Origin of the sequence: Neptunomonas sp. CHC150 (assembly GCF_030397555.1) — a bacterium.
GTDB lineage: Bacteria > Pseudomonadota > Gammaproteobacteria > Pseudomonadales > Balneatricaceae > Neptunomonas > Neptunomonas phycophila.
In genome coordinates this window covers 64,973-78,147 of sequence record NZ_JAPNXU010000008.1, presented here as the reverse complement: position 1 = coordinate 78,147, position 13,175 = coordinate 64,973, and the positions used below count along the sequence as shown (strand labels likewise).

Genomic DNA, 13,175 nt, shown 5'->3' with positions numbered 1-13,175 from the left:
AATGGACCAGTATGTTCTTGCCGGAAATCCGGTAGCACACTCTAAATCTCCTCAAATCCATGCTGCCTTTGCAAAAGCGACAGGCCAAGACATGGATTATGGGAAGTTATTAATTCCAGTTGATGACTTTAAAGAAGGAGTAGCGGCATTTTTGGCTCAAGGCGGTAAAGGGTTAAACGTTACAGTACCGTTTAAAGAAGATGCCTGGAAAATTGCCGACATTCGGTCCGAGCGCGCCACGCTAGCTGGCGCTGTTAATACGCTGTACGTCAATGAACAAGGGCAATTATGCGCTGATAATACTGACGGCTTTGGCATTGTCACAGATATTACGAAAAATTACGGTGTAGATTTAACCGGTAAGCGTATTTTAATGATGGGAGCTGGTGGGGCTGTACGCGGGGCTATCCTGCCCTTTTTAGATGAAAAGCCTGCGGAAATTGTGATTGCCAACCGCACGGTATCAAAGGCTCAAGACTTAGCCGACACATTCGCCGAATACGGTCTTGTTAGTGCAAGCGCGTATGAAGACCTAAACGGCTACTTTGATGTCATTGTGAACGGGACCTCGGCAAGCTTAAATGGCACCGTTCCGGTTATGCCTGACGGGCTAGTCGATGCTAACTCGCTGTGTTACGACATGATGTATGGTGCAGAGCCAACAACGTTCTTACGCTGGGCGCAAGCGCAAGGTGTTAATAAATGTGTCGATGGTTTGGGCATGCTGGTCGAGCAAGCGGCCGAATCTTTCTATATTTGGCGAGGCGTGCGTCCTGAAACAGCCGAGGTAACACGTTCAATTCGTGAACAGTTGTTATCTGCTTGATTTTTAAGGGAGATGCAAAGGCTTAACTTTCAATGCTGCCTTGCATCACTGCAGCACAGGGGTTATAACAAATATAAACCCTGCTGCTGTGGAATCGCTACATGGAAAAGCACCTACCCCTGACACCTAAAGCGCTTTATCAAGTCTGTGACACAGACCTACTTCCTTTTCGAACCACTGAAACGTTAGAAAGCTTCTCCGGATTTTTTGGACAAGAGCGAGCGCTAGAAGCCATGGGCTTTGGTGTTGGTATGCGCCGCCCTGGTTATAATTTGTTTGTGATGGGGAACCCGCATACGGGGCGTTTTTCATTTGCCTTAGAAAACCTGAAAGGCATCGCAAAAAAAGAAAAAAAACCGTCCGATTGGTGCTACCTCAATAACCTGCAAGACGGCCGCTATCCCATCAGTGTGGAGCTACCGGCCGGTAAAGCAACGCAGCTTCGTCGGGATAACCGCCGACTCATTGAAACCCTGATGACGGAACTGCCGGTCGCCTTCGAGAACCCGGCATACTTACGCCGTAAAAGTAAAGTAGAGCGTGACTTTAACCGCCATTACGATCAAGCCATCGAGCAGGTAGAACGTGCCGCACGCGAGCATAGTATAGCGTTATACCGTGATGCCGGTTCCGTTGGCTTTACGCCGGTTGCCGAAGGACAGGCCATGGACGAGGCAATGTTCTCACAGTTACCGGAAGAAGTACGGGATGCCTTTAACCGTAACATTTCGGACCTTGAAGATTATCTCAATGAAAGTCTGACCGAAATGCCTCAGTGGCGACGTGAAGCGGCTGAAAAAATGAAAGTGCTGGATCGCGATACGGCGCGCCAAACTATTTCGCCTCTCATACAAGCCGTTAAAGAAAAATACAGCCACATAACCGGGCTAAGTGATTATTTTAATCAACTAGAAAGCTACATTGTTAAAAATAGCGCCGATTTGCTGGGCGATGAAAAGTTGTTAGAGGCGCGTTCGGAGGTCGGTAAACGTAACCTCTTAGACGAGATGTTTGGGGTCAACCTATTAGTTGATAACAACAAAACCAAAGGCCAGCCCGTCGTCTTTGAAGCGCACCCTAGTTACGAGAATATGTTTGGCCGCGTCGAGTACAACAGCGATATGGGCGCGATGGTGACTAACTTTCAAATGATTCGCCCCGGCGCCTTACATAAAGCCAATGGCGGCTATTTAGTCTTGGAAGCAGAAAAGTTGCTGGAGCAACCTTATGTTTACAGCGCGCTTAAACGCGCATTAAAAGCGCACGAAATCGGTATCGAAAGCCCCATTAGCGATTACACAGGCATTAGCACTATCTCGCTAAGCCCTGCCCCTATTCCGCTGCATGTAAAAATTGTACTAATCGGTGGTCGGGATACTTACTATCTGTTGCAAGATCTGGATCAAGATTTCGAAAAGATGTTCCGTGTGGTGGTCGATTTTGAAGAAGAAGTCGCACGTGACCCCTCTTCGATACGCAACTATGCCCGCTTAATGAAGACCATTGCCGCTGAAGAAGGCCTAGCGCCTCTGACACGAGAAGCGGTTGCGCGTTTAGTCGAGCAAAGCTCGCGCTTATCAGGTGATCAAGAAAAAATATCCACGCACATTGGCGATTTAGTGGACTTACTGTGCGAAGCTGATTACAAACGGATTGCCAATCAAGATGATCTGATTACCGCTCATCACGTGGAGATGGCCCTAGAAGCACAATCTCGGCGTACCGGCCGCTTATCAGAAAAGATTCTAGAAAGTATCTTAAACGAGACTGTCCTCATCGATACCGATGGTGAGGCGGTAGGTAAATGTAATGGCCTTACTGTACTGGAAGTAGGCGATGTGGCTTTTGGTTCTCCGGCGCGCATCACGGCAACCGTTCACCCAGGCACGCGCGGTATTGTGGACATTGAGCGTGAAGTGCAGCTAGGCCAGTCTATTCATTCAAAAGGCGTTTTGATTTTATCAGGCTTCTTAGGCCATCAATACGCGCAAGACTTTCCTCTAACGCTCTCCGCGAGCATTGCCATGGAGCAATCGTATGGTTATGTCGATGGTGACAGTGCGTCGTTAGCCGAAACCTGTATTTTAATTTCGGCACTCACGCATATTCCTATCCAGCAATGTTTTGCGGTGACTGGGTCTATTAACCAATACGGGGAAGTACAAGCGATAGGCGGTGTAAACGAGAAGATAGAAGGTTTCTTTAAGCTTTGCCAAACTCGCGGTTTAACGGGCAAGCAAGGGGTGGTCATCCCTAAAGCTAACGTGCGTAACTTGATGCTTAAAAAAGAAGTCGTCGAAGCCGCTGAGCAAGGCTTGTTTCATGTTTATGCGGTATCTACTGTGGATGAGTGCTTAGGTATCTTAATGGACAAGACACCCGGCAAGCGCAAAGACGATGGTAGCTTCCCACAGCGCAGTATCAACCATCAGGTTGTAAAGCGTCTAAAAGAGTTGCACAAAGCGTTGGCCGACAAGTAAAAAAGCTAATCCCAGACCTGTACGAATTTGGTGCCATTTTCGCCTTTGAAACTGTCGCTAGATTCGTTACAATCGCTCAGCTTTAGTTTTAAAGAATGGTAAGAAAAGGACATCTTCCATTTGTATCTCCGCGCTAGCTGTGTGCATTTGCAGACTTCCTTTCTAATACCGGCCTTTGGGCTGGAGCACTTTCTTAAATGTTGTCAAAAAAAGGACCTTTAAACAGATGGCAATTTATCTAAAAATCGACGGACTCGATGGTGACGTAACTGCAGCTGGCCACGAAAACTGGGTTGAATGTGACTCAATGGAGTGGAGCGTAAACCGTAGCCTTACAACTAAGCCTGGTCAAGGTAAAGATCGTGAGTCTACAACACCGGTTGTTGGTGAAATCACGTTAACAACTAAAATGGACAAAACGTCTCCATTGTTCTTCGCTGAATCCTGCGTAGGTCAAGGTAAAACAGCTAAAATCCATATGGTTCAAACTACTCCAGGTGGTATTGAAACATACATGGAATACACGCTGACTAATACGTTGATCAGTGGCTACAGCGTAATGAGCAACGGCGACCGTCCTGTTGAAGCAGTATCGCTAAACTTCACTAAAGTAGAGATGAAGTACACCAACTGGAATGAGCAACATCAGCCAGAAGGTAGCGTCCCTGCAGGCTACGACATCGCCACTGGCGTTCGTCTATAATCCTGCATTTGTAGGGGTACCTGAAACAACAGCTACGGCTGTTGTTTTGGGTTTTAGGCTATGCGTTTTTAAACATTCGTTTGAAACGGCTTATAAAACAAGTGCTTAATTTATTTTTGTTACAAATCTGAGAATTTCATACAAGGAAGTGTATGGCTGTGTTTACCCAACAAGGCCGCCTATTGGCAATGGATAGCCCGCTAGGCGATGACGTATTACTGCTAACTCGTCTTGAAGGTGAAGAGTCTGTATCGTCATTGTTCGAAATTAACATCGAAGCCTATTCATCACGTAACAATATTAAACCAGTTGATATTGTCGGCCAAAACGTTACCTTAAAAATTGCTGCCACTGATGAAAACGCGCTGCTGGTAACCAATGAATATCGCTACATTAATGGTTACATCAAAAGCTTTAAGCAAGAAGGCCAACACCTACATGATTTGCGTGGCTACTCCGCCGTTGTGGTGCCTTGGTTGTGGTTTTTAACCCAAACCAGTGACTGTAAGATTTTCCAGTTTAAAACCGTACAAGATATCGTCTCTTCCATCTTTAAAGAGAATGGTTTTAGCGACTTCCAGTTCCGTGTTGTAGGCCAGCATCCTGCTCGCGAATATTGCGTACAGTATCAAGAGAGCGATTTTGATTTTGTATCACGCTTGCTCGAAGAAGAAGGTATTTATTATTACTTTGAGCACAGTGCTGATTCCCATACGCTGGTTCTTAGTGATCATATCGGAGGCTACGGTGCCTGCGAAGAAGAATCGGTAAGCTACAATGCGGGCTCTCAATCGGAGCATACCATTCATAATTGGTATCACTCGTTCGAGTTTATGGCAGGTCGCCATACGCATCGTGACTTTGATTTTAAAAAGCCTAGTAATCGCTTACAAACCTCAGCCGCCGCTAATATGGAAGTGTCGGGCGTTGCTAAGTATGAACACTACCGTTATCCCGGACGCTATCACGATAAGTCCCTAGGCGATCAGTTCTCACGTATTCGCGTCGAAGCCGATGAGGCGGCTTACAATGCCGTCAATGGTGAAAGTGGCTGTCGTAGCTTTACGGCGGGCCATAGTTTTACCCTTAATCGGCATGAAGATTCGCCGGAAGAACAAGGTGAATATGTATTGCTGAGTGTGGCGCATACCGCACAAGATTATTCATTTACCAGCAACGACGAACAAGAGAAAAGCTACAGCAATGCATTTCGCTGTATCAGCTCTGACACCATCTTCCGTCCCGAACAAAAAACGCCTTGGCCTAGCATGCAAGGCCCGCAAAGCGCAGTGGTGGTAGGTCCCGCGGGTGAAGAAATCTACACCGATGAATACGGTCGCGTTAAGATCCAGTTCCCTTGGGACCGTTACGGCCAACACAACGAGAACAGCTCGTGCTGGGTTCGCATTAGCCAAAACTGGGCTGGCCGCAACTACGGTAGTTTAGTTATCCCGCGTATCGGCCAAGAAGTGATCGTCGATTTTTACGATGGCAACCCCGACCGCCCTATTATCACTGGGCGAGTCTACAACGCCGAACAAATGCCGCCTAACCAATTACCGAGCGGCAAAACCCGGATGACCATCAAAACTCAAACCCATAAAGGGACTGGGTTTAACGAGCTCACATTTGAAGATGAAGCCGACGAAGAGTTCATCTACATGCATGCCCAAAAGAACATGGAAACGCATGTCGAAAATTCGCGCCAGTCGCGTATCGAGTTTGATGACACCACCTCTGTGGGAAATGACTCTAACCTTGTGGTCGCCAAAAACCGTTTAGAAACCATCGAAGGCAATCACGACGCGACGGTAAAAGGCAAACAGCTCGAAAAAATCGATGGCGATAAAGGCCTAACCGTTGGTGGAGACTGGAAAAATAAAGTAGGTGGCGACCTCACGTTTAAAGCCTCCGGTAATATTATTCTAGATGCCTCAAAAATTACCTTGGTAGCCGGTAGTGCCGCCGTGGTTGTTTCTGGCGGTAGCGTTAAAGCTATCCCTAAAATGAGTGTCGGTCCCGGTGGTGCGGGTGGCGCGGCGGTTCCCACGACCCCCTCTGTTATGAAAGCAGCGGCGGGTACGGGATCCCCGTTTGTATCTCACTGCCCGAACGCCGATAAAGAAGCCTCATGAACCAGAAGGCTACATCGATGACCAACAGCGCTAGTCAAAGTCCGCAAGCCTGGATTGGGGCATGTCAGGTCATGGCGCAACCGGGCAAACTTCGCTTTTGGGAAGGCCAAGAGCTGCAAGCCATTGCCTATGCCATCGTACTGGCTCGTTCACCGGAAGACTACAAAGCACAACTCTATCAATCACTGCAGCATAACGGGCTCGATCTAATTCGTTTAGGCGACGTAGAGCCTCTACTGCAACGCTTTAAAACGCGCGGCATGGCACAAGACTTAGTGCAACTAGCACGACAAGCCACCCCTGCCTCGCCGGTCATCTTTGGTCGTTTTCAAGCATTAGAAGAAACCGAGGCCAAACCCAGCGTCCCGAGTGTAGAAGAGGTGTCTGAAAATCCTGAAATAGCTCATGAGTATGGATCAACAGACAATAGCGCAGCGGATCTACGCAGCGACATGGACGTAGAAGGCCCGCACAACACGCCGCCAGCATCAGCAACCCCAGAGCCACCCCAACCGCAATGGCCGCTGCCGACGTTAACCGAGTTAGATTGGGAAGCCATCCAACAGCAAACCACCCTACTCCAGCAAGCTGCGCAACTTCACCACAGCGCCCCATTCGCGCTATGGGCCATCATCGATGGCGCTAACTGGCCAGAGATCCAGCACGAGCTAGAAGCGCACGACCCACCGCACGCTTGCCTGTACAGCACACTGGATGAAGAAAACCGAGCCATGGCCCCGTGGTTAGTCAAGCTTGACCCCGACAACCCAGTTACTGAACGGTTTAAAGAACAAGACCAAATCAACCACAGCGGTATCGTCTTTAGCAGCAATCAACCCATCAAAGCGCTGCGCGAGCACTTTCGGCTATTCACCATGCTCTGGACACCGGCGGACGACAAATCGCCCATCTACTACCGTTTCTACGACCCGCGCGTATTGCTCGACTCGCTACACACCTTAGATGATTGGAAAATCGGCCGACTCCTGCAACCCATCGAGCAGCTATACATCCCTCTATCGCCTCTGCTTGGCTTAGCCGAACACGAAAACATCGACAACAGCGTCGACCTCTTTGGTGAGGAGTACACCTACCAAGGCCGAATCCTCGCCGTGGCACCACAAGCCGAACTCCCGGACGGAACGGTGAACAGCCGAAAAGCGTTTAAAGTCACTGAGCGCGAGTTCGAACGGTTTGGGGAGTTGCATGGGGTTCGGGCTAGAAAAGCATTAGCTAGAAAACTTTCTGTTATCACGCAAAATCGCTTTTCTGAAAGCAGCTACTTAACAGCGTCAAATTATGCACCGGAGCTCGGGCAGCTTTATTCCATGACGTCTTTGAATCAGATAAGTATGCTGGCTATTTGTTTATTGGAGCTGGGTATTGATTTTCCTAAAGGGTATCCAGACGCAAAATCCATTCTTAGTAGTAATAAATTAGCATGGCAGAAACGAAAAGAAATAAAACGATGGTTGCCGGGCGCATGTGAAAGAAGAAATTTTCTTGGCAAAGAATCAATGGAATGAATAGATATATATGGAATTAAATATGGATCTTAGTCAATTAGATGAAACCCGGGCGGTCTTGGAGGCGTTCCCTGAAAAGTTTGCTAATCCAGCTGCAGCTAAAGAGACGCTAAAAACGCTTTATGAAAGAAGCGGAGTGAACTCTGCTATAGGTTCTACTAAGGAAAGCGCTATAGCGGCTGTAGAAAAAGGGCAAGAACTTCTAAATGAAGCATCAGAAGTAAGTAAAGAAATAGGAGAGGAAGCGGCGAAGGCTGCGCAGGCGGCTAAGAGGGGGTATGAGTACTTAGCCAAGTCAGAGACTGATAATGGCTTTGACCCACAATTTAGTGGTGTATGTTTACCTTGCCAGTCAAGGGAGCCTTGTAGTATGGAGTCAGGCAGGGTTTCGGACAAAAATAGCTCGGGAAGGTTCGTTGCATGGCCGTTGGAAGTTGACAGTCAAGGCAATTACAAAACCAATCTTTTAATGGTCGCTAAAGATGTTAAGGGAAGCGAATTAGCCACAGAAGTAACAATAGATTGGAATAAGGAGGAATGTAAAAATTCTAATACTATGTGCGCTACCATAGCCCTTACAAAATCAAGTAATCCCCATTATTTAAGTTCTAAATCGGATGTCGCAGTTTCTTTGCATCAAAATACTCTTCGTTATGAGGTCATATCCTTATTTCTAAGTGAAAAATTTACATTAGGGTTAGCTTGTTTTGACTGGTTTTATAATATAAATGAGTACCGTAATACAACAGATTTTGAAGCATTTACTCCTAACCTATGTTGTATTGATGCGGACTTTGGTAGCATAAAAGTTATACCATATCCATACGTAAAATTAGATGGAACAATTAAAGCCTCTCTAATAGTGAGCATCAGAACGGGGGGAGTTAGTATAAGCACCGGCCTCGATGGAAACTTAACAGGCCAGTTTGGTGCATTCAAAATAGAAAGTGCTAATTCAGTAACTGCCAAAGGCGCATCTGCGCAAGAGTTAGTCAGCAGAGATGATCATCCTAAAAGTATTCGAGATGTCCTTAGAATTATAAAAGAATTAAAAGGTTATTTTGATTCATCCGGTGATGATAGAAGAGTTATAGAAAATAATACCAATACTGGTATGAGTCAATTTTCAAGTGGAATTGATTTTTTCGGCTCGTTAGAGCTTAAAACAAGTGCTTTGGAATTAGCTGCGTGCTCAGGTTCGCCGGATTTAGAGTTGAAGTTTGGAGAAGCCGCTGTAGTTTTTACCGGAGGTGTAAAAGGTACTATTGATATATTGGACGTTATTGCCAATATAGTACTTACACCCGCAGGAGCGAGGGTTCTCCAAGAAGGTAGAACAAAAATAGCTAATGGTGAATCTTTTAAAGGTGAAATTAGGGCTGAAATAAATTTGTCTGCCACTGGTTCTTTAGAATTTGGTTTAGAAAGTGGATATAAGCTATTAATCAAAGCTAATAATGGTGGAGTTGAAGAAAATGCAGGTGGTAAGGAATATAAATTCAACGGAAAATTTAGAACTCTCGGGCAAGCCTTGATAAGGCTTCATGCGGAAGCTAGGGTCTGGATCTTATCTGCAGGTGTTGGTGTAGAGGGGAGCCTTAATACCTCTTGGGTTTGGGAGAGGAGGAAAAAGAAAATAGGTGAAAATTATAAGCTTCAAAAAAGGTATTATTTTGAGGGCCTGAAAGTACAGGCTAAGGCATATAAAGAGATTGGATATACTGATGAAACTCCGCCAAGTGCCTCTTCAGAAGGAATAGATGCAGAGAGTGATGAAGAAGCCGTTGAAAATGGTGGAACTTTATCTGAAACTTCTCTAATTAGAAACTCTAGCGATCTGTATTCTACGGATGTTCAGGTTTCCAGTATAGTGAACGATGCTATAGAGGAGTCAAAAAAAATTGCTGAAACAGTATGTGGTAATGCGTATAAGTGTCCTGAAATAAAAGGTGATTGGTATGAAGTTCTTAAACCTACTAAAGACCCACTTGAAGAAAATGACTTGTGGGAAGATGTTTAATTTTAAAAAAATAGTAGTATATATTTCAATTTCTTTAATGGTTTTTTTAGGTTTCTCTATGAATGGATATGGTAAAGAAGTTACAGCTGGTTACTACTTAAATATTAACTCTAAAGGTGCGCTGTACTCTATTTATATTAACGGAATTAAGGTTGAAAACAGAACTAGTGTAAAGACCCAAAGTACCTCAATACCAATTAGTTATACTCTGAAAAAAGGTATTAATGACATAGAAATAAAATATTCTCCCTTAGTTGGAAAAGATGAAAATTCGGGTGATTACATTATAGGAGAAAAAGAGGGATTTTATATAAATGTAGGTTTGGAACGTGTAGATTACAAGACGAGGGGAAAGGACTTTGCTACGATTATCAATGCGTCGTACGATATGGATAAGGGAGAAATAAAAGAGGATGACCACTTCAATGGTATAGAAGTAGCGAAAAACTCTAAACATCTAAAAGTAGAAAATGAACTTTATTACAAAAGTGAATCTTTATTCTATAATGCTTTCACAAAACCTATCGCCGCGTATTCAATATCTAAAAAATTTGAATTGTCCGACTGGTTCCCTGAGTTTGTTTGGGTGAATGCTCAAGAAATTGAAATGAGTGACTCTTTAAAAGATGAAATAAGAAATGTTTATTCATCATTTTATGAAACTATTAATAATAACAATTATGAAAAGTTTTTAAACTATATGGGTCCTCTATGGACACAAGTGGGGACCGCATTAGGGTTGGATGGTTTAGATGGCTACCTTAATAGTATTTCTCTAAATAAGAATAACATTCGTGTCCATAGTCCAGGAGCTGAGTTGGCAGAGCTTAAATTGCCAGAAAGTAATGAAGACTTTCATGTTGAAATTGCTGGCAAAGGAAAGTTAGTTACGGTTCTCCCGTCCCCGATTAAATGGGTGAGGTCTGACGGTTCAGGCCCTGTAATGAAGGTGGCTTTTTATAAAGATCAAAGTGGTGAATGGCGCGTAGGAGCTGTTTTTTAATGAAACCCATAGCCCGCCTAGGAGACCTTCACTCCTGCCCTAAAAAAGGCTGTGGAACTACCCCTATCGTTTCCGTCGCTTCTGATTCAGAAGTCGACGGTCAACGCGTTGCCACCGTCGGTGATAAAACCGGCTGTGGCGCGGTTATCGTTCAAGGTTCATCAACCATGGATATGAACGGTAAACCCATCGCGTACGTCGGCTGCAAAACCAGCCACGGTGGAACCATTATGACAGGTTCGGCTAAGTGCTTAGTTGAGCCGTAGCTTTAAAACAACACAGTCCAAAATGACTGAAAAGGAACTTCACATGACTGATCAAGTGATCAACACCTCATCAACCAATAGCGGCTCTGCAAAGCTGGTCTACATTCTGTACCTAGCAGGTATCGTATTCGGTATTACAGGCTTGATAGGTGTCATCATGGCCTACATTAACAAAAGTGATGCCTCTGAATGGCTAAAAACACACTATCAATTTCAGATACGTACCTTCTGGATCGGCTTCTTGTACCTAGCGATTGGCGCAATTACATCGGTGGTGCTTGTGGGTTGGTTTATTATTCTATTTTGGGTCATCTGGCTCATCGTTCGCTGCGTTAAAGGTATGAAAGCATTGGATCAGCAGCAAGCGCACCCGAATCCTACCGGCTGGTTCTTTTAAGTTACCGCTTATCGTTAAGTAAGACATATTTGTAAACAGCAACGTCGGTTGCTGTTTTAGTTTGGGCTTCCCTCAACCAACCTATCAAATCGCTGCACACTGAATTTTATAACTGATTATGGCTCTACTGGAGGAGTAGAATTAAAGAGGGATGGTAACAAGGTTTTCAAAAGCAGCTCTTATGGAAAAGAAACCGAGCAAGAACTAAGGTTTTCTACATCGGCAAAAATTACTTTTGTGGTGCAGGCTTAAGTGGTGATTTAGGAGGCCGAGGCTGGCATTTATGGTATTTTACACACCGCTTGGAATATTCAATATAAGCAGAAAAAAGAAAATGGCGAATTAGTTGAATATAAGCGTTATTTCTTTGAAGGACTTAAGATTAAAGGTGGGATTTATTACGGTGTAACTGATAAACAATCTTAAGCAGACCTTGAATTTAAAAAACGAAAATAGAAAGCAGTCAAACATTAGTGGAAAAATAATATGATCTGCTTGAGCTAACAGTTAAAGAGGTAACCGATGATATACCAATGTGGATTAATACTTCTTAGAGTCATCTTTTTTATATTTGTTTTTCAGGGCGTAACTATGGCAAGCGATAAAATTTCAGTCAGTGTTGAGTCAACAGATGTGGTTTACGACGTTAGAGTTAATGGGTTGCCTTTAATAAAAAGTAAAGATTTAAGTCCAAGAAGCCTACAAATACCTGCCTATCATATGTTTAAGGAAGGTAGTAATACTCTAGAGGTAAATGTGATGGGGGTATATGAAAATAAGGAGGGAGATATTATTAAAGAATTTAGTGATAAATCATCCTTGTATGTCTCTATTGTAAAGAATGGTAATAAGGTCGATGCTTTTAATTTGTCGTATGATGCGGATAAGAAAGTGTTGGTCGATGGAAACAAAACTTACACAGGTAGGGTCGCTCAATTCGCTAGTGATGATGTAAAGGTTGTTAAAGAGGATGATTTTGTTGGAAGCGTTATTTTAACAGGTAGGTTTAAAAATGAGTCTATATCCAAAAAGAAAGAGGTGGTTGTAAGAGATTTTAAAACCTCAAAAGATTTTTGGATATGGAGAGAAGGTGATCATATTGATAGTAAAGATATAGATCTTCTAAAGCTGGCTTATGAAAATCAATATCAGAAAATTAAATCCAATAATCGTGAAGATGCGATTAAACCTCTCTACCCTATGTATGAATTGGTAGCTAAAAAGTACAATGGTACGAGTTTGCAAGAGTATCTGGAAGAAAATAATGTTATTGAAACATTCAGTGCTGTAAGAACTAGTAATGGAAACCAATATGAAATAATGCCGCCAGACTTTTCGAGAACTACGTTTGATATATTAGATGACGGCAGGCTAGCCAGAATTTTTCCTGACCCTTTAATATGGGAGTTTGGTGATAGAAAAATTGATTCTAGGTTATTGTTTTATAAAAAAGATGGGGTTTTTATACCATTCTTTATATCAAATGACACAGATTTTTAGAGCAATTATGAAACCCATAGCCCGCCTAGGAGACCTCCACTCCTGCCCTAAAAAAGGCTGTGGAACTACCCCTATCGTTTCCGTCGCTTCTGATTCAGAAGTCGACGGTCAACGCGTTGCTACGGTCGGTGATAAAACCGGCTGTGGCGCGGTTATCGTTCAAGGTTCATCAACCATGGATATGAACGGTAAACCCATTGCGTACGTCGGCTGCAAAACCAGCCACGGTGGAACCATTATGACAGGTTCGGCTACGTGCTTAGTTGAGCCGTAGCTTTAAAACAACTCAATCTAAAATAACTGAAAAGGAACTTCACAT

General features: G+C 44.1%; 11 protein-coding genes. All 11 read left to right on the top strand.

All coding sequences use genetic code 11. The features are described from left to right. The first annotated feature begins 1 nt into the window (after window position 1). The 11 genes from aroE (at window position 2) to OW491_RS09585 (ending at window position 13,130) form a co-directional block, all read left to right on the top strand. Window positions 2-826 (top strand): shikimate dehydrogenase, encoded by an 825-nt coding sequence (gene aroE, locus OW491_RS09635; protein WP_290035776.1) that lies wholly within the window; start codon window positions 2-4, stop codon window positions 824-826. A 101-nt stretch (window positions 827-927) separates the two neighbouring features. After that, window positions 928-3,306 (top strand): AAA family ATPase, encoded by a 2,379-nt coding sequence (locus OW491_RS09630; protein WP_178969695.1) that lies wholly within the window; start codon window positions 928-930, stop codon window positions 3,304-3,306. A gap of 226 nt (window positions 3,307-3,532) precedes the next feature. Beyond that, a complete protein-coding gene (locus OW491_RS09625) occupies window positions 3,533-4,009 on the top strand; it encodes a type VI secretion system tube protein Hcp (protein ID WP_075173914.1) in 477 nt (158 codons plus the stop codon). Window positions 4,010-4,161: 152 nt separating this feature from the next. Beyond that, window positions 4,162-6,144 (top strand): type VI secretion system tip protein VgrG, encoded by a 1,983-nt coding sequence (tssI, locus tag OW491_RS09620; protein ID WP_075173913.1) that lies wholly within the window; start codon window positions 4,162-4,164, stop codon window positions 6,142-6,144. Then, window positions 6,141-7,670, top strand: coding sequence for a DUF4123 domain-containing protein (locus OW491_RS09615; RefSeq protein WP_290035771.1), 1,530 nt, complete (start codon window positions 6,141-6,143; stop codon window positions 7,668-7,670). Before tssI ends, OW491_RS09615 begins: the two co-directional genes overlap by 4 nt. A 22-nt stretch (window positions 7,671-7,692) precedes the next feature. Further along, window positions 7,693-9,690 (top strand): hypothetical protein, encoded by a 1,998-nt coding sequence (locus tag OW491_RS09610; protein WP_290035769.1) that lies wholly within the window; start codon window positions 7,693-7,695, stop codon window positions 9,688-9,690. Then, on the top strand, window positions 9,629-10,693 hold the full coding sequence (locus OW491_RS09605) for a hypothetical protein (protein WP_290035767.1): 1,065 nt from the start codon (window positions 9,629-9,631) through the stop codon (window positions 10,691-10,693). Before OW491_RS09610 ends, OW491_RS09605 begins: the two co-directional genes overlap by 62 nt. Further along, window positions 10,693-10,959, top strand: a complete 267-nt coding sequence (locus OW491_RS09600; RefSeq protein WP_215151450.1) for a PAAR domain-containing protein — start codon at window positions 10,693-10,695, stop codon at window positions 10,957-10,959. The genes OW491_RS09605 and OW491_RS09600 overlap by 1 nt, the downstream gene beginning before the upstream one ends. A gap of 43 nt (window positions 10,960-11,002) precedes the next feature. Beyond that, entirely contained in the window at window positions 11,003-11,356 is a 354-nt protein-coding gene (locus tag OW491_RS09595) for a hypothetical protein (RefSeq protein ID WP_290035766.1), read from the top strand. 591 nt (window positions 11,357-11,947) lie between these two features. Then, on the top strand, window positions 11,948-12,856 hold the full coding sequence (locus tag OW491_RS09590) for a hypothetical protein (RefSeq protein WP_290035765.1): 909 nt from the start codon (window positions 11,948-11,950) through the stop codon (window positions 12,854-12,856). 7 nt (window positions 12,857-12,863) lie between these two features. Then, window positions 12,864-13,130, top strand: a complete 267-nt coding sequence (locus OW491_RS09585; protein ID WP_075173909.1) for a PAAR domain-containing protein — start codon at window positions 12,864-12,866, stop codon at window positions 13,128-13,130. The last annotated feature ends 45 nt before the right edge of the window (window positions 13,131-13,175 follow it).